Annotated in this window: 14 protein-coding genes and 1 tRNA gene; 5 read left to right on the top strand and 10 right to left on the bottom strand. The window is 69.0% G+C overall.

Features of this window, described 5'->3' with window-relative positions; genetic code table 11:
* Positions 1-36: 36 nt before the first annotated feature.
* The 5 genes from AC1C2R_RS06475 to serS all read right to left on the bottom strand — a co-directional run bounded on the left by AC1C2R_RS06475 (position 37) and on the right by serS (position 5,075).
* Positions 37-1,230, bottom strand: coding sequence for an LCP family protein (locus AC1C2R_RS06475; RefSeq protein WP_495379387.1), 1,194 nt, complete (start codon positions 1,228-1,230; stop codon positions 37-39).
* 134 nt (positions 1,231-1,364) lie between these two features.
* Positions 1,365-1,449 (bottom strand) — tRNA-Ser (locus tag AC1C2R_RS06480).
* A gap of 126 nt (positions 1,450-1,575) precedes the next feature.
* Positions 1,576-2,841 carry an LCP family protein gene (locus AC1C2R_RS06485; RefSeq protein ID WP_495379388.1) on the bottom strand — a complete coding sequence of 422 codons (1,266 nt, stop codon included), beginning with the start codon at positions 2,839-2,841 and terminating at the stop codon, positions 1,576-1,578.
* 63 nt (positions 2,842-2,904) lie between these two features.
* Complete coding sequence (locus AC1C2R_RS06490) at positions 2,905-3,813, bottom strand: HAD family hydrolase (protein ID WP_495379389.1); 909 nt, start codon at positions 3,811-3,813, stop codon at positions 2,905-2,907.
* Entirely contained in the window at positions 3,810-5,075 is a 1,266-nt protein-coding gene (serS, locus tag AC1C2R_RS06495) for a serine--tRNA ligase (RefSeq protein ID WP_495379390.1), read from the bottom strand. Before serS ends, AC1C2R_RS06490 begins: the two co-directional genes overlap by 4 nt.
* Positions 5,076-5,167: 92 nt before the next feature.
* Here serS and AC1C2R_RS06500 point away from each other — a divergent pair, with 92 nt between their 5' ends.
* The gene (locus AC1C2R_RS06500; protein WP_495351693.1) at positions 5,168-6,175 is read left to right on the top strand and encodes a diacylglycerol/lipid kinase family protein; all 1,008 of its coding nucleotides are present in this window, start codon (positions 5,168-5,170) and stop codon (positions 6,173-6,175) included.
* Here AC1C2R_RS06500 and AC1C2R_RS06505 read toward each other — a convergent pair.
* Positions 6,132-7,052 (bottom strand): hypothetical protein, encoded by a 921-nt coding sequence (locus tag AC1C2R_RS06505; protein WP_495379391.1) that lies wholly within the window; start codon positions 7,050-7,052, stop codon positions 6,132-6,134. The two genes, AC1C2R_RS06500 and AC1C2R_RS06505, sit on opposite strands and share 44 nt — an antisense overlap.
* A gap of 28 nt (positions 7,053-7,080) precedes the next feature.
* Complete coding sequence (pheA, locus tag AC1C2R_RS06510) at positions 7,081-8,031, bottom strand: prephenate dehydratase (RefSeq protein ID WP_495379392.1); 951 nt, start codon at positions 8,029-8,031, stop codon at positions 7,081-7,083.
* Between the two features lie 211 nt (positions 8,032-8,242).
* On the opposite strand from pheA, the gene AC1C2R_RS06515 reads away from it, so the two are divergent.
* The gene (locus tag AC1C2R_RS06515) at positions 8,243-9,523 is read left to right on the top strand and encodes a DUF445 domain-containing protein (protein ID WP_495379393.1); all 1,281 of its coding nucleotides are present in this window, start codon (positions 8,243-8,245) and stop codon (positions 9,521-9,523) included.
* A 102-nt stretch (positions 9,524-9,625) separates the two neighbouring features.
* Entirely contained in the window at positions 9,626-11,266 is a 1,641-nt protein-coding gene (gene pgm, locus AC1C2R_RS06520; RefSeq protein WP_495351698.1) for a phosphoglucomutase (alpha-D-glucose-1,6-bisphosphate-dependent), read from the top strand.
* Positions 11,267-11,424: 158 nt separating this feature from the next.
* On the opposite strand, the gene AC1C2R_RS06525 is transcribed toward pgm, so the two are convergent.
* From AC1C2R_RS06525 to AC1C2R_RS06535, 3 genes are all read right to left on the bottom strand, one after another.
* Positions 11,425-12,474: an amidase domain-containing protein gene (locus tag AC1C2R_RS06525; protein ID WP_495351699.1), complete on the bottom strand. Its 1,050-nt coding sequence runs from the start codon at positions 12,472-12,474 to the stop codon at positions 11,425-11,427.
* Positions 12,475-12,901: 427 nt separating this feature from the next.
* Positions 12,902-14,323 (bottom strand): MFS transporter, encoded by a 1,422-nt coding sequence (locus AC1C2R_RS06530; protein ID WP_495379394.1) that lies wholly within the window; start codon positions 14,321-14,323, stop codon positions 12,902-12,904.
* Positions 14,316-15,128: a M15 family metallopeptidase gene (locus AC1C2R_RS06535; protein WP_495351701.1), complete on the bottom strand. Its 813-nt coding sequence runs from the start codon at positions 15,126-15,128 to the stop codon at positions 14,316-14,318. Before AC1C2R_RS06535 ends, AC1C2R_RS06530 begins: the two co-directional genes overlap by 8 nt.
* Positions 15,129-15,427: 299 nt before the next feature.
* On the opposite strand from AC1C2R_RS06535, the gene AC1C2R_RS06540 reads away from it, so the two are divergent.
* Both AC1C2R_RS06540 and AC1C2R_RS06545 read left to right on the top strand, forming a co-directional pair.
* Positions 15,428-16,729: an ABC transporter substrate-binding protein gene (locus AC1C2R_RS06540; RefSeq protein ID WP_495351702.1), complete on the top strand. Its 1,302-nt coding sequence runs from the start codon at positions 15,428-15,430 to the stop codon at positions 16,727-16,729.
* A gap of 78 nt (positions 16,730-16,807) precedes the next feature.
* Positions 16,808-17,851, top strand: a complete 1,044-nt coding sequence (locus AC1C2R_RS06545; protein WP_495379395.1) for a carbohydrate ABC transporter permease — start codon at positions 16,808-16,810, stop codon at positions 17,849-17,851.
* The last annotated feature ends 13 nt before the right edge of the window (positions 17,852-17,864 follow it).

Genomic DNA, 17,864 nt, shown 5'->3' on the forward strand with positions numbered 1-17,864 from the left:
ATCAGCTCAGGTGCAGAAGCTGATCGCGGAAACCGCCTACTGGTCGTCGAGCGTGCGGCCGGCGGAGCACCGCGTCTCGGCCGCGGTCTGACCGGCGACGTCGCTCGGCAGGGCTTCCACCGTCGGTGCGGCAGGGTCGGCCGGCGTCTCGGCGGTAGCGTCGTCGGCGGGCGCATCTTCGACGGGAGCCTCGTCGGCGGGCACGATTGCACTGGGATCGCCGGCCGAAGCGAATGCCGACTCCTGCGCAGCCGCGTCGAAGGTCACGGGGAGGTCGTTCTGGAGCGACGTTCTCACATATTCGGCCGAGCTCGTGGCCTCGACGGCACCGCCGCCCTCGACGTACGCGGTCGGGTACTGGATGAACGCGATCTTGCTGAGATCAGTGGCGCTCAGCGCCTTCGCGATCGAGATCATGCGGGTCGGGTCCATGAGCCCGTCGGAGAGTTGCATGTTGGCCAGCGCGGCCTTCGCGATGGAGTAGAGCTTCACCGGGTCGCTGAGCGTGCCGTTCGATTGAACGGTACGCACGAGGGAGGAGAGGAACACCTGCTGATTCGAGATGCGGGCGAGGTCGCTGCCGTCGCCGACACCGTGACGCGTACGGAGGAACTGCAGCGCGGCCACCCCCGAGAGGTTGTGCGTGCCCGCCTCGAGGAACGTGCCGGTGTACTCGTCTTCGATGGGCTCGGCAACGCAGACGTCGACGCCGCCCACGGCTTCGGAGAGACCGGCTACGCCCATGAACTGCACGACACCGGCGAAGGGGATCGTGACGCCCAGCTCGGCCTCGATCGTCTTGACGACGCAACCGAGACCGCCATGCGAGAGCACGGTGTTCATCTTCATGCCGTATTGCTCGGAGAACGGCTCTTCGGGGTCATCGGGGTCATCGCACTCGGGCACGTCGACGAGCATGTCGCGCGGGAAGCTCACGACCGAGGCGTTGGAGTGGTCTTGCGAGATGTGCAGCATCATCGTGACGTCGTTGAGCACGGCGGTCTCTTCGTCGGGATCGCCGAACGCCATACCCTGCCCCTGGCGGCTGTCGCTGCCGACGACGAGAATGTTGACGCCGCCTTCCATGGCACCCACATCGGGCACGCCCTCGAGCACGTCTTCGTTGCCGAGCGTGATGGTGGGTTGCACGGTCTTCGCGAGATCGAAGGCGGCGTACGCGGCGACGGCCGTGCCCGAGACGAGGGCGACGGCTGCCACGGACGCGGTCACTTTGCCCACGGTCTTCCACACACTGCGCCGCTTGAGACGGCCATGCCGCACGACGGGATTCGAGGTCGCAGCACGGCGTGCACTGCTTCGCAACTCTTCGGCCACCATCATCCTTTCGTCGTGGTCATCTCGCGCGGAGGGCGTGGGATTCGAACCCACGAGGCATTGCTGCCCACTGGTTTTCAAGACCAGCTCCATCGGCCGCTCGGACAGCCCTCCAAGCTTGCAGTCTCGCACCCTGAGGCACGATTCGTGCAGGCAGGCCCCGATTCTAGCCGAAGCAAGTCCCCGAAAGCCTCGCAGGCCACCCTGAAAAGGTGCTGAAGCGGCTCGTTCGTACTCGATTCAGCCTTCGTTGGCGCTCGAGCACCGCACCTCGGCGGCGGTCTGTCCCGTGACGTCATCGGGCAGCACAGCCCCGGGGGTCTCAGTCGGGGCGGATGCCTCGGGCGCGGCCGATGCCTCGGGCGCGGGTTCGGGCGCGGGTGCCGTCTCGTCGGGCACCGTGCCGAACTCGGTGCCGTCGGTGGCGTTCGGATCGATGACCAACGGCACGTCGGCCTGGAGGTCGGCGTTCACCTGTTCGGCCGACTCGGCGGGCTCGACGCCCGAGCGATCATCGGTGTACACCGTCGGATACTGCAGGAACGCGACCTTCGACAGGTCGACGTCTTGCAGGGCCTTCGCAATCGAGATGAGCTTCACCGGGTCTTGCAGCGCCGGCGAGAGGCTCATGTTCGAGGTGACGGCCTTCGCGATCGAATAGAGCTTCGTCGGATCGCCGAGCGTGCCGTCGGCCTGCACGGTACGCATGAGCGAGGCCATGAAGGTCTGTTGATTCGAAATGCGCCCGAGATCGCTGCCGTCGCCGACGCCGTGCCGCGAGCGCAGGAAGGCAAGCGCGTCGTAGCCCGAGATCGTGTGCTTGCCAGCGTCGAGGTGCAACCCCGAGTAGTCGTCGTCGATGCGGTCGGCGACGCAGACCTCGACGCCGCCGACCGCCGTCGCGAGCGCTGCGACTCCGTCGAACTGCACGATGCCGCCGACGGGGATCTGCACGCCCGTGAGCTGCTCGATCGTCTGCCCGACGCAGCCGATGCCGCCGTGTTCGAGCACGGTGTTGATCTTCACGCCCGACATCGCCGACAGCTCGTCGCCCTCAGGGTCTTCGGGATCGGTGCACTCCGGCACCGGCACGATCATGTCGCGCGGAAAGCTCACGACCTCGACGTGCGAGTGGTCTTGCGCGATGTGGAGCAGCATCGTCACGTCGTTGAGCTCGGCCGACTCCTCCTCAGGATCGCCGAAGGCGCCGCTCTCGGGCCGCTTGTCGCTACCGAGGAGCAGGAAGTTGAGACCGCCGTCCATCGCACCGATGTCGGGCACCCCGTCGAGCAGGTGTTCGCTCTCGAGCTCGGCGCCCTGCTGCACCGATCCGAACAGGTCGAGTGCGGCATATGCGACGACCGAGGTGGCGGTGACAGCGAGCACGGCGACGACGGATGCCGCGAGCTTCAGGTACGTCGAGATGGCACCGCGCCGCGGCATCCGCCCGTGCCTCGGCACCGCCGTCTGCTCGACGGCGACCTCTCGCTCGACCGAACCGCTCATCGCACCCCTTCGATTTCGCCGATTCTATGCTGGCGACCTCTGCGAGCACCGCGATCGGCGCGATCACGGCAGCGAGTCGAGCACCGCCGCGAGTCCTGCATCGTCGATCGTGCCGCCGACTTCGCCCGCGGCCGCGCGCACCTCTTCGGGCGCCTGGCCCATCGCGACGGCCCTGCCGGCCGCCCCCGCCCAGGCGAACATCTCGAGGTCGTTGCGCCCGTCGCCCGCAGCGAGCACGCGGTCGTTCGGAAGGTCGAGCCAGCCGCGCACCCGTTCGAGCGCGGTCGCCTTGTTGACCCCGTCGGGGGCGATGTCGAGCCACGCGGTCCAGCCGATGGCGTAGCTCACGTGATGCAGGCCCATCTGGTCGACGATGCCGAAGAACTCGTCGAGCCCGTGCTCGAGGCTCGTCACGACGACACGCGTGGCGCGCTGGTCGAGCAGCTCTTCGAAGAGCACCTCACGGGCGTTGTCGACGTTCCACTCGCTCATGCCCTCGGTGTAGAGGCGATAGCCGTCGGGCAGTTCGACCATGAACTTGCCGGCCGGCAGGAACGAGCGGATACGTTCGAGCACGGGCGTCGGATCGAACGTCTCGACGTGACGGCGAACATAGCCATCGGATGCCGCATCGTCGCGCTGCATCGTGATCGCACCGTTGGCGCACACGACGTACTCGGGGGTGAGCTCGAGCCGCTCGAGCACCGGAGCGGTCGTCGCCCACGAACGCCCGGTGGCGAGCGTCACGACATGGCCGCGATCGCGGGCCGCCGCAACCGCCTCGGCGACGATCGGATCGATCGAGCCGTCTTCATGCATGATCGTGCCGTCGACATCGAGCGCGACGAACCAGGGGTCATCCGTTGATCGAGGAGCGCCCGACGAAGGAGGACGTGTCTCGAGATCCTCGCCATGGGGTCTCGATACGCTCGCTGCGCTCGCTACTCGACCAGCGGGATTCTCGCTGTTCATGCGACCGGCTCGAGCACCTCGAGGCCGCCGAGGTACCCGCGAAGGGCCTCGGGCACCACGACCGAGCCGTCAGCCTGCTGGTGGGTCTCGAGGATCGCGACGAGCCAGCGGGTCGTCGCGAGCGTGCCGTTGAGCGTTGCGACGGGAGCCGTCTTGCCGCTCTCGGTGCGGTGGCGGATGTCGAGGCGGCGCGCCTGGAACGTCGTGCAGTTCGAGGTCGAGGTGAGCTCGCGGTAGGCGTTCTGCGTGGGCACCCACGCTTCGACGTCGTACTTGCGGGCAGCGCTCGAGCCGAGGTCGCCAGCCGCGGTGTCGATCACGCGGTACGTCAGGCCGAGGTCTTGCAGCATGCCCTCCTGCCAACCGAGCAGGCGCTCGTGCTCAGCCTCGGCGTCGGCCGGGTCGATGTAGGTGAACATCTCGAGCTTGTTGAACTGGTGCACCCGGATGATGCCGCGGGTGTCTTTGCCGTGGCTGCCGGCCTCGCTGCGATAGCAGGTCGACCAGCCGGCGTAGCGGATCGGCCCCTTCGACACGTCGATGATCTCGTCGGAGTGGTACCCGGCGAGCGCGACCTCGCTCGTGCCCGTCAGGTAGAGCTCCTGCTCGGGTAGGTAGTAGACCTCGTCGGAGTGCGCACCGAGGAACCCCGTACCGTTCATGATCTCGGGCCGCACGAGGGTCGGGGTGATGAGCGGCGTGAATCCGGCCGCGAGCGCCCGGTCGAGGCCCATGTTCATGAGCGCGAGCTCGAGACGGGCACCGATGCCCTTGAGATAGTGGAAGCGCGCGCCCGAGACCTTCGCACCGCGCTGCATGTCGATGGCGTCGAGCAACTCGCCGATCTCGAGGTGGTCGCGCGGCTCGAAGTCGAACGCGGGGATCTCGCCGACCTCGCGCAGCACGACGAAGTCGTCTTCGCCGCCGGCCGGCACACCGTCGATGACGACGTTGCCGAGTCGCTGAACGGCGAGCGTGAACTCGGACTCGGCGTCGCTCGCAGCCTGATTCGCGGTCTTCACACGGGCCGCGAGCTCTTGCGCTTCGGCGACGAGGGCGGCCTTGGCCGCTTTCGGCGCCTGAGCGACCTGCTTGCCGAAGGCGTTCTGCTCGGCGCGGAGCGCCTCGAACACCGTGATCGCGGTGCGCCTCGCGGCATCAGCTTCGACGGCCGTGTCGACGAGCGCCACGGACTCACCACGGAGCTCTTGCGAACGCTTGATCAGGTCAGGGTTCTCGCGAAGCAGCACGGGGTCGATCACCCGAGCAAGTCTAGCCGGGGCATCCGACGTCCCGATCGGCACCCGAGCGCGTTCACGGCTGTTTCAGGCCTCGATGCAATACCGTGGGCTGCGTGACGGCAGTCGAGCAGGGGGTGACGGATGCCGCGGGCCAGCGCCTGCGCGCGGCCGTGATCTTCAATCCAACCAAGCAGGGCGTCGCCGCACTGCGGGCCGCTGTCGAGGCCGCCGAGCAACGCCAGAACTTCGCGCCCTCACTCTGGATCGAGACGGCCGAAGACGATCCGGGCAAGGGCATGGCGCGTGAGGCGCTCGAGGCCCGTGTCGATCTCGTGATCGCGGCCGGCGGCGACGGCACCGTGCGTTCGGTCGCAGCTTCGCTGCGCGGCAGCGGCGTACCGCTCGGACTCGTACCGATCGGCACCGGCAACCTGTTCGCCCGCAACCTCGACATCCCCGTGAACGACCAGGCCGACGCCGTCGTGCTCGCGTTCTCGGGCATGGACCGCGCGGTCGACGTGATCGTCGCCGACGTCACCCGCGCCGACGGCACCGACGAAACGCACGTGTCACTCGTGATGAGCGGAATCGGCATCGACGCGGCCATGATCGCGGGCACCAACGCCGACCTGAAGAAGCGGGTCGGCTGGCTGGCGTACGTCGACGCGGGCCTGCGAGCCCTGCCCGCATCGAAGCCGTATCGCGTCGTGCACCAGGTCGACGCCGGTCGGCAGCACCGCTCGAAGGTCGCGAGCATCCTCGTGGCGAACCTCGGCTATCTGCCCGGCAACATCGAGCTGATCCCCGACGCCGAGATCGACGACGGCCGCCTCGACGTGGTCGTGCTGGCGCCCCGCAATCTCTTCGGATGGCTGCTCATCTGGCGCAAGGTCACGTGGGAGAACCGGGTGCTGCGCAAGACAGCGCTGGGCCGGCAGATCCTCGACCTCACCGGCGGCAGCAAGCGCAACGAGATCGTCTACCTGCGCGGCCGATCGGTCGATCTCGAGATCGAGGGCGCGCCCGAGGAGTTCGAGATCGACGGCGACGAGTTCGGGCTCGTGGTCTCTGCGCGGTTCAAGGTCGACCCGGCTGCGCTGATCGTGCGCGTGCCGCGCTGATCGCTGCGCGGCGCACTTCGACCGCGACGATCGCGACGAATGCGGCGATCGCCGCGGTTGCCGCTGGGCCGATGAGGCTCTGCGCGAATTGGCCGAGCGCCATCGCGGCAAGGCTGTCGGATTGTTGGACTTCTCCGCCCCCGTTGACGATGATGCCCTGAACCGCGCCCGAGCCTTCGAGCATCCGGCCGATGCCCCAGACGACCGCGACGACGCCCGCCACCAGGATCGCTACGAGCGCCCACCATGTCGCACCCCGCCGCGATCGAGGCTCGGCAGACTCGACATCCAGTGGTTCCGCGCTCTGACGCAGCAGCGTCGCCAACGCCGTCACCACGACCGAGCCGACCGCACCGGCCATCAACAGCGGCGGCGACAGCGCCCAGCCGAGCTCGCGCAACCCCCGCTCATCCGGCGCCACCGCTCCGGCGTAGTAGCGAACGTCCGAGAACACGGCCCACGACCACCACGCTCCGACCGCGAACGTTGAGATGGTGACCGCCCAGCCCGCGATCAGCCACATGCGCGCGCGCACCGCTGCGTCGTCGGCTGCTTCATCACCGGACGAGCCTCGATCCGGCCCGAAGAGTCGTTCGAGCTCAGATCTTTCGAGCTCGGATGAGGGGTGATCCGCGACGGATCGATCGGACTCGGGGCTCAGGATCGCATCGACGGTGGACCCAGATTCGACGCGCCGGCCGGATTCCGTCGGCGCCGGTGCGATCGGCTCAGGCGCCCTCGGTGGATCGGGCACGCGCGACACCGACGGGAGGCGCGTCGGCGGGTCATCCGTCTCGCTCGCCCCATGTCCTGAATACCCGCGCTGGAAGCGCGGATCGAACTGCGGGTCGATACCGGTCGTGGCGCCGTCGCTCACGTGACCTCCTCGGGTCAAGGCCGCCCGATCAGTCGGGCTCGCCGCTCAGCAGGCCGCGCAGCCAGTCGCGGGCCTCGATGAAGATACCGTCATCGTACTTCGAGTGGTAGGCGACCTCCTGCTGGTCGGCCCGCGGATACGAGCCGAGGAAGATCACCTTGGGGCTCGTGCGACGCAGGCCGAGCAAGGCGTCGGCGACCCTCTCGTCGGCGACGTGCCCGTCGAAGTCGACGACGAATCGGTAGCGACCGAGGGCATCGCCGATGGGCCGCGACTGGATGAGCGACAGGTTCACACCCCGCGTCGAGAACTGCTCGAGCATCGCGAGCAGGGCGCCGGGCTCGTCGTCGGGCAGTTCGACGATGATGCTCGTCTTGTCGGCGCCCGTCGGTTCGGGCAGCATCCGGGAGCGGCTGACGAGCACGAAGCGGGTGACGGCGTTGGGGTCGCCGATCTCGCGGGCGAGCACGTCGACGTCGAGGTGCTCGGTGATGCCGGGCGGCGCCACGGCCGCGTCGGCATGGCTGCCTTCGAAGAGGGATGCCGCGGCGGCGACGTTGCTCGACGCCGGGATGTGCCCGTGGTCGGGGAGCTCGCGTTCGAGCCAGCCGCGCGACTGCGCGTAGGCGACGGGGTGGGCGTTGACGACCCGCACCTCGGCGAGCGCGGTGCCCGGCCGCGCGACGAGCACGAAGTTCACGGGCACGAGGTACTCGCCGAGGATGCGGAGTCCGGGCACGGTCGCCAGGGCGTCCTGCGTGGCCGAGACCCCGCCGTCGATCGAGTTCTCGATCGCGATCATCGCGGCGATCGAGCGGCCGTTCGTGACATCCGCGAGCGCCTCGCCGACGTTGTTCACGGCCCGCCAGTGCTTTCCGGATGCCTCGGGCACCTGCTTCAGCGCCGCCTCGGTGAAGGTGCCGGCCGGCCCCAGGTAGGAGTACGTCTCCTCGGGCGGTGGGGGCGCGGCATCCGTCATGCAGGCCAGCCTACGACTGTCGGCGCGTGCGAAACTCCGGAGTTCCCACAGCGACACGCCGGTGTCCAGCCTGCCAGCGCGGCGCGCCGCGCGCTGCATCCGGAGTTCGGCACGGGCCGCACGGTCGGCACGGTCGAGTCGGCACGGCGGCAAAGCCGCACACGGGATAGCGTCGACACCGTGCGACACCCCGCAGCGCGAGGAGGGGCCGATGACCAAGATCGATGAACGCCGGGCCGTGCCCACCGATTCTGAGCGGCTCGAGGCGCTCCGGCGAATGAAGCGCGTCGCGACGAGCCTGCTGCTCGTCGCCGCCGTCGTGTTCGCGGTCTCGTTCGCGCTGCAGGAACAGGTGCCGTGGCTCGGCTACGTGCGGGCGGCCGCCGAGGGCGCGATGGTCGGCGCGATCGCCGACTGGTTCGCGGTGACGGCGTTGTTCCGGCATCCGCTCGGCATTCCGATCCCGCACACGGCGATCATCCCGAACCGTAAAGACGAGATCGGTGCGAGCCTCGGCGCATTCGTCGAGCACGAATTCCTCTCCGACGAGGTCGTGCTCGGCAAGCTCCGCTCGATCGGCATCGCCCGCCGGCTCGGCGGCTGGCTCGCGATGCCCGCCAACGCCGAGCGGCTGACCGCCGAGGCATCCGTCGCCGCGCGTGGCATGCTCACCCTGCTCGGTGACGACGACGTTGAAGACGTGATCGAGCGGCTCGCCCGGCGCCACTTCTTCGAGCCCGAATGGGCGCCCGCGATCGGTCGGGTCGGCGCCCGACTCGTCGCCGACCACCAGCAGCGCGCCGCAGTGGACGTCGTGCTCGAGAAGGCCGAGGCGTGGCTCGATGCGCACCCCGAAGCATTCGGCAGCATGATCTCCGATCGGCTGCCGCGGTGGCTGCCCGGCTTCGTCGACCGCGTCGTCGACGACCGCGCCTACCGCGAGGTGCTCGGGTTCGTGCGGGCCGTGCGCGCGGATCCGGGGCATCCGCTGCGCATCGCGATCGACCGCTACCTCGCCGAGCTCGCCGACGCCATGCAGCACGACCCGGCCATGATCGCGCGTGTCGAGACGCTGAAGGCCGAACTGCTCGAGAGCCCGCGCGTGCGCGAGTTCGCCGGCGAGGCGTGGGCCTCGGTGAAGGCGACGCTCGACGCCTCGCTCGCCGACCCGACGAGCGAGTTGCGGGCCGGCCTGACGTCGGCGGTCGTCGAGGTCGGCGCCCGCCTCGTCGCCGACGAGGGGCTCGCCGCGAAGGTCGACACCTGGGTGACGGATGCCGCGGCCTACGTCGTGCGCAACTACCGGCACGAGATCGCGGGCGTCATCACCGAGACCGTCGAGCGCTGGGATCCCCGCGAGACGACCGAGAAACTCGAGCTGCAGGTGGGCCGCGACCTGCAGTTCATCCGCATCAACGGCACCGTCGTCGGCGCGCTCGCCGGACTCGCGATCTTCACGATCGCGACGGCGGTGCACGCCCTCCCGTTCTGATGCGCTCCGGGGGTCGTTTCGCGACATCCCGACGGCGAATTCACGGTGCAGGTGGCGCAATACCACCCCCGGAACGGTGCGGGACGGTGCCAGACTGATGGAATGCACGAGCGAGCAGGCACCCCGGCGACCGCATCCGACCTCATCGACGTGGAGGCGCTCGTCAGGGCGTATTACGAGCGGCATCCGGATGCCTCGGAGCCCGCGCAGCGCGTCGCATTCGGCACCTCGGGCCACCGCGGATCGGCGCTCACGTCGAGCTTCAATGAAGACCACATCCTCGCGATCACCCAGGCGATCGTCGAGTACCGCGCCGGGCAGGGCATCACGGGGCCGCTCTTCATCGGCGCGGACACGCACGCGCTCAGCGCCCCCGCGCAGACGACGGCGCTCGACGTGCTCGTCGCCAACGAAGTGCGCGTGCTCGCCGACGAGTTCGACGACTACGTGCCGACGCCCGCGCTCTCGCACGCGATCCTGAAGTGGAACAACGACCCCGCCAAGCGCGCCGAAGGCCAGGCCGACGGCATCGTCATCACGCCCTCGCACAACCCGCCGCACGACGGCGGCTTCAAGTACAACCCGCCGCACGGCGGGCCAGCCGACTCGGATGCCACGAAATGGATCGCCGACCGGGCCAACGAACTCATCGCGAGCGGGCTGAAGGACGTCAAGCAGGCCGAACCGAGCGGCGTCGAGACCTACGACTTCCGCGGCGAGTACGTCGCCGACCTCGCGAACATCATCGACTTCGACGCGATCCGTGCCGCGGAGATCAAGATCGGCGCCGACCCGCTCGGCGGGGCATCCGTCTCGTATTGGGGTGCGATCCGCGACGCCTACGACCTCGACCTGACCGTCGTCAACGAGCGCGTCGACCCCGCCTGGTCGTTCATGACGCTCGACTGGGACGGCAAGATCCGCATGGACCCGTCGTCGCCGAGCGCCATGGCCTCCGTGCTCGAGCACGCGGGCGACTTCGACATCCTCACGGGCAACGACGCCGACGCCGACCGGCACGGCATCGTCACGCCCGACGGCGGCCTCATGAACCCCAACCACTACCTCGCCGTCGCGATCGAGTACCTCTTCGGGCACCGGCCGAACTGGCGGGCGGATGCCGCGATCGGCAAGACCCTCGTCTCGAGCTCGATGATCGACCGCGTCGCCGACTCGCTCGGTCGTCGCCTCTGGGAGGTGCCGGTCGGCTTCAAGTGGTTCGTCCCGGGCCTCATCGACGGCTCGGTCGGCTTCGGCGGTGAAGAGAGCGCGGGCGCCTCGTTCCTGCGATTCGATGGCACTGTCTGGACGACCGACAAAGACGGAATCCTGCTGTGCCTGCTCGCCTCCGAGATCCGCGCGGTCACGGGCAAGTCGCCGTCGGCCTTGTACTCGGAGCTCGTCGAGCGCTTCGGCGACCCCGCCTACGAGCGAACGGATGCCGCGGCATCCGCTGCCCAGAAAGCCGCCCTCGGCAAGCTCGACGGCGACGCGATCACCGCCACCGAACTCGCGGGCGAGCCGATCACGGCGAAGCTCTCGCACGCGCCGGGCAACGACGCGGCGATCGGCGGTGTCAAGGTCGAGACGGCAGACGCCTGGTTCGCGGCGCGGCCGAGCGGCACCGAAGACGTCTACAAGATCTACGCCGAGTCGTTCAAAGGGCCGGAGCATCTGCGGCTCGTGCAGGCCGAGGCCAAGGCGATCGTCGACGCCGCGCTCGGCGCTTCGCCGGTCGAGTAGCAGGAACCGGCACGCCGCAACGGACCGCGCACAGGCGGTCGGCCACCTGACCATTCAGCAATTCAGGACGGCACCCGGCGTGTTGCCCCGACGCGCCGGAGCAAGACGGCGCGACACGCCTCCGCTCCTGAATTGCTGCACCGGTCAGGCGCGACGGGTTACTTCAGCGAGAAGTAGGTGACGGCGCCGCCGCCCGAGGCGAGGGCCTCGTCGACGTTCCAGTAGTCGGCGTCCTTGGTGTGGCCGCCGACCCAGACGGTCGTGCCGGTGGCACTCCGGTCGACGCGGGTGACGACGGCGGTGTGGTCGCGGTCGCCCGAACCGTCCCAGTCGAACTGGGCGATGTCGCCGACCTTCACGAGGCTCCGCTGCGAGTCGTCGAGCGGCGTGGCCAGGTCCGGACGGGTGGACAGCCAGTCGCGCATCGCGGTCGAGCTCGCCCAGCTGGGCGACATCGCACCGGTCGCTCGGTCGTAGTACCAGCCGGCATCCATCGCCCAACCGCGGGCGACGAGCGACTGGCTCGTGAAGTTCGCGCAATCGACACCGCTCAAGACGGTGTACTCGGCCGTGTTGTAACCGCTCCAGTAGGTGAGCACGTAGCCCAGCTGCGTATCGATCGCGGGGTTCGAGGTGTAGGTCAGGGTGAGCGACTGCGACGCGGCGTGCGCGGCCGCTTCGTCGATCTCGGTCAGCTGGGCTGCGAGTGAGACCGGGACTGCGGCGCCGGCGACCGTCGCGGTCCACGGCGCCACGACGGCGACAGGCTCCCCCGCGACATCCGTGAATGCCACCGGGACACCACCGAGGGCGGTGTCGGCCACGGCCGGCACCTGGAAGGTGAGCTGCTCCGGGGCGACGGCGACGATGGGTGCGGCGGCGCCGCCCACGACGACCTGGCCCACCTGGTCGAGCTCCTCCCCCGTCACGGTCACCTGGGTGCCACCGGTGAACGGTGCGGCGGCGGTCGAGAGCCCGCTCGTGACGGCGGGTCGAGCCGAGATCTCGATCGACGAGGTGATCACATCGGCCGCAGCAGCTGCCGCGAGCGTCGGCTCCGCGAGGTCGCTCGAACTCGCGCGGGTTGCGTCGGCGTCGGCGTCGGCCGCGGCAACGGCCCCGAACGCGCTGACGCTCAGGATCGCGCTCGCGCAGCCGAACGCCAGGATCCGGCGCGGCGCTCCGCTCGACGGGCGGCGGTTGCGCACGCGCTCGGCACGGTGACGCGCACGACGCGCACGACGTCCCTCGACACCATCGGAGGAATCGCCCGAGTCCGCGCCGGACTCATCGCGCGAGCCCTCGCCCGGCCGCCCGGCCGAGTCATCACGCGACGTCGCGTCGGACCCCTGGGCTGATTCAACGCGCGACCCCTCACCCGGCTCCCCGACAGCGGCAGCGGCAGCGGCAGCGGCAGCGACAGCAGGGTCGCCGACAACGGGTTCGCGGAACGTCGAGCGTCGTCGAGCGGACGGATCAGTGGGCGTGGAGGCAGGCGTGAGGAAGCTGAAGATCACAGGTGGGGATTCCGGGTCGGCATTAAGGGGGACATCACACCCCATCACGCGAATTTGTGAGGAACCCTCTCATACTCTGGGAACCCGGTGAGAGCGCGATCTCGGCGCCGAGTCGCGCTTAGGGTGCTGCGACCCGACGATTCGCGGCCATCGCACGCACACCGACGACGGCGAGCGGCACCAGCACGAGCAACGCGACGACGTTCACGCCCGCGAACCCCGCCGCTCCGAGCACAAGACCCGACAGGGCTGCGGATGCCGCGGCCGCGAAGTTCATCGCGGCATCCGTCGCGCCCTGCAACGGCACCCGGATCGCCGGATCGACTGATGTGGTCAGCAGTGTGGAGCCGCCGATGAGCCCGCACGACCAGCCGAGGCCGAGCAGCCCGAGGGCAAGCGGGATGAGCAGCATGTCATCGGCCGGCGCCAGGATGCCGATGAGTGCGGCGACCGCGAGGATGCCGGCGCCGGTGACGATCACGCGAGCGGCGCCGATGCGGTCGACGAGCCATCCGACGAGCGGGCTCGCGCCGTACATGCCGAGGATGTGGATGCTGATCACGACGCCGACGAGCGACAGCGACAAGCCGTGCGCCGTCATGTGCACCGGCGTCATCACCATCACGCCGACCATCACGGTATGCGAGCAGACGATCGCGAGGATCGCGAAGAGGCCACGCGGGCTGCGGATCGCGGTGCGGAACGCGAGCCACGCGCCGACGGGACGAGCTGGGTCGCGGGTGCTCCCTGAGCCTGTCGAGCTTCCTGAGCCGGTCGAAGGGAGGCCGGGCGGCACGAGGGAAGCTCCTTCGGCGAGCTCGGGGAGCAGAGACGCATCCGACGCATGAGACGCATCCGAGGCATCCGAGGCATCCGACGCATCGGAGGCATCCGACGCATCGGAGGCATCCGCTGCCATCGTGCCGGGCTTGGGCAGGCGGAGCATCGTCGCGACGAGCAGCGTCGAGAGGGCGAACGCGGCGCCCGAGAACAGGAACGGGCCTACGAGCGGAGGCAGGCCGAGTTCGAGACCGACCTCGGCGCCGGTGGCGGAGAGGAGGGGGCCCGCGACCGACCCCAGCGTCGTGGCCCACAGCACGAGCGACATCGAGCGCGCCTCGAAGCCGGCGGCCGCGACCTCGGTGGCGGCGAAGCGGGCCTGCAGGCCCGCGGCGGCTCCCGCGCCGAACGCCGCAAGGCCGAGGAAGATGAGCGGCACCCAGCCGCTCGCCGCGGCCGCGATGACGAGCACCGCACCGACCAGCGCGAGAGCGTATCCCGTCGCGAGCGCGACATGGCGACCTGAGCGCACCGCGAGCTTGGCGAGCGGGATGGCGGCCAGCGCCGCCCCGAGCACGCTCGCCGACTGCGCGAGACCCGCGAGCGCGACGGCGCCCGTCATCTGCTCGACGAGGAGCGCGGCGACCGCGATGCCCGAAGCCACCCCCACGCCCGCGAGCAGCTGGTTGATGATCAGTACGGTGAGGGAGAGACCGCGCCGCGGCCTCTTCGATGCGCTCGAGGAACGCCGCTCACTCATATTCGGGTGCAGCCGGGAGGCCGAAGAACTCCTCGAGCGTCGTGTAGCCGGTCTCGTGCATCTCGGTGGCGAGCGGCACCCCGACGTAGCGGAAGTGCCAGGGCTCGAACTCGTAGCCGGCCACTGGCGTCTTGTCGGCGGGGTATCGCATGATGAATCCGAACCGCCATGCGTTGTCGCGCAGCCAGATGCCCTCTGCGGTGTCGCCGAAGCACGCCGCGAGCGAGCAGTCGCCGCTCTCGGCGCCGATGTCCATGACGAGCCCGGTCTGGTGCTCGCTGAACCCGGGCCGGGCGGTGAGCAGGTCGTCGCCGTCGTAGATCGACTCCTGCGAAGAGTAGGAGCGGAAGGCGCTGTTCGAGGCGAGCGAGAGGTCGGCCTCATCGGACGCGGCCTGGAACATCGCGACGACCGCATCGGATGCCTCCTGGCGAAGCATCGGCTCCCAGGTGTGCGGAACGGGCACCTCAACGAGATCGTCGGGCTCGAAGTCCTGCGGGTTCATCGGACGCAGCTTGTTGACGACGACCCAGATGCTGTTCGGGTCGTCGAGGGAGTGCGCCGTGCGATCGAAGGTGTCGACGATCGCGGGTGGCGGGGCCTCGCCTGGTGCGGGGCGCGGCCCTTCGGGCGTCTGCGAACCGGGTGCGCCGCCCGCCGTCGCACTGCCCGTCGAGCCGCCTGAGACGGCACCGATGACGACCACGGCGACCGCGATGAGGGCGAGGCTGATCGAGACCGCGATCACCATGCGCCGGTTCTGCGTCACCTGATCGGACGACGTTCGGCGTTCGCTTGCTGGCACCGGACGAGTCTACGCCGGGGTCGCTGGACGGCCCGTGAACGGCCGCTCGAAGCACCCGCGCCGGTCATCTCCGGCCACGGGTTCGCGTGACGGCTCGGGTCACGGATCGCGTCCCGGCCCGGGTCGCGGCCCGGGTCACGGCTCGGTAACGAATGAGCCACGTGAGAGCGCTCTCTTGACAGCACACGGTTGCACTGCATAGAGTCGCACTTCGAATCGTGAGAGCGCTCTCACGTTCCCGAAGAGAGCGCTCTCACGCTGTGACACATTCCAGTCCACGCACACACAAAGGAGTGACCGTGAAGCTCTCACGCCACACGAAGGTCGCCGCGGCCGTAGCCGGCGCTGCGACCATCGCCCTCCTCGCCACCGCCTGCTCCACAGGCGGCGGCGAAGAGAGCGACGGCGACATCACACTGACCGTCACCACGTTCGGCACGTTCGGATACGACGACCTCTACACCGAGTACGAAGAGGCGAACCCCGGCGTCACGATCGAGGCGACGAACATCGACACCGGCGGCAACGCCCGAACCGACGCCTTCACCAAGCTCGCCGCCGGCTCGGGTCTCTCCGACGTCGTGGCGATCGAGGAAGGCTGGCTCGGCGCCATCATGGAGGTCTCCGACCAGTTCGTCGACCTCACCGACTACGGCATCGACGACCGCAAGGGCGACTGGGTCGACTGGAAGTACGAGCAGGCGACCGACCCCGAGGGCCGCGTCATCGGCTACGGCACCGACATCGGCCCGACCGGCATCTGCTACAACGGCCCTGCGCTCGAGGCGGCCGGCCTGCCGAGCGACCGCGAGAGCGTCGCCGAGTTGCTCAACGGCGACTGGGCGAACTACTTCGCTGTGGGCAAGCAGTACCAGGAGGCTACCGGCAAGGCGTGGTTCGACCACTCCGGGTTCGTCTGGAACTCCATGGTGAACCAGCTGCCCGAGGGTTACTACACGTCCGACGGCGAACTGAACGTCGAAGACAACGCCGATCTCAAAGCGAACTTCGACCTGCTCACCGGCGCAGTCGGCGACGGCCTCTCGGCCGCACAGACCGCGTGGGACTGGAACGGCGGCAAGTCGTTCGTCGACGGCACTTTCGCGACGTTCGTCTGCCCGGGCTGGATGCTCGGTGTCGTCGAGGGCCAGGTCGAGACCGGTGGCGGCGACGCCTCAACCGGCTGGGACTTCGCTGACGTCTTCCCCGGTGGCGCAGCCAACTGGGGCGGCGCGTTCCTCTCGATCCCCGAGTCCTCCGAGCACAAGGAGGCAGCCGCGAAGCTCGCCGACTGGCTCACCCAGCCCGAGCAGCAGGTGAAGCAGTCGGCCGCCGCCGGCAACTTCCCGAGCACGATCGGCGCACAGGAGACCCTCGCCGAAGAGGCGACGCCGAACGAGTTCTTCAACGGCGCCCCCACCGGAGCGATCCTCGCAACTCGCGCCGAAGGCGTCGTGGCCCAGTTCAAGGGCCCCGACGACTCGGTCATCCAGGAGAACGTCTTCGGCCCGCCGCTGTCGTCGCTCGACCGCGGTGAAGTCGATGCCGCCGGTGCCTGGGATCAGGCCATCGAGCTGCTCCACGAGCTCGTCGGCGAGTAGTCCCAACTGAGGGAAGGAGAGCCCTCGGGCGCCCCCGAGGGCTCTCCTTCCCTGTCATCTCCCACGACTGGACTTCGCATGACCACCACCATTCGGCCCCCCGCGAGCGGGACCTCAACGCCGCAACGGCGCGCCGCGGCATCCGAACCCCTGACCTTCCGTCAGCGCATCTCGCGCTTCGACGTCAAGGCGACCCCCTACTTCTACGTCTCGCCCTTCTTCATCCTCTTCGCGCTCGTCGGCCTCTTCCCGCTCATCTACACCCTCGTCGTGTCGATGTACGAATGGGATCTGCTGAAGGGCCAAGGGCCGTTCGTCGGCCTCGACAACTTCGTCGAGATCCTCGGCGACAGCATGTTCTGGAACTCCATCGGCAACACGATCAGCATCTTCCTGCTGTCGTCGATCCCGCAGCTGACCGTGGCGCTCATCGTCGCCTACCTGCTCGACCAGGGCCTGCGTGCAGCGACGTTCTGGCGCATGAGCGTGCTGCTGCCCTACATCGTGACCCCCGTCGCCGTGGCGATCATCTTCTCGAGCGCGTTCAACGAGGCCGACGGACTCGTGAACAACCTGCTGAACGTCTTCGGCATCCCCGACCAGCAGTGGAAGCACGACACCTTCCTCAGCCACATCGCGATCGCCACGATGGTGAACTTCCGCTGGACCGGCTACAACGCCCTCATCCTGTTGGCCGCGATGCAATCGGTGCCGCGCGACCTCTACGAGTCCGCCGCGATCGACGGCGCCGGTGCGGTGCGCCGCTTCTTCTCCATCACGATCCCCTCGATCCGCCCGACCCTCATCTTCGTCATCATCACCGCCACGATCGGCGGCCTGCAGATCTTCGCCGAGCCGCGTCTCTTCGACGTCTCGACCGCGGGCGGCATCGGCGGCAGCGACCGCCAGTTCCAAACCACGGTGCTGTTCATGTGGGAGCTCGCCTTCTTCCGGCGCGACTTCGGCGAGGCCGCCGCCGTCGCGTGGCTGCTGTTCCTGCTCATCGTCGGGGTCGGCCTCATCAACTTCCTGATCTCCCGCCGCATCGCCGCCGGGGGCGACAAGCCCACCCGTCGTGTTCGCCGTGCACGCGAACGCGCCTCCCGAGGAGGAGAGGCATGAGCACCACCGCCAC

It is taken from the genome of Agromyces sp. Y182, from assembly GCF_059445385.1.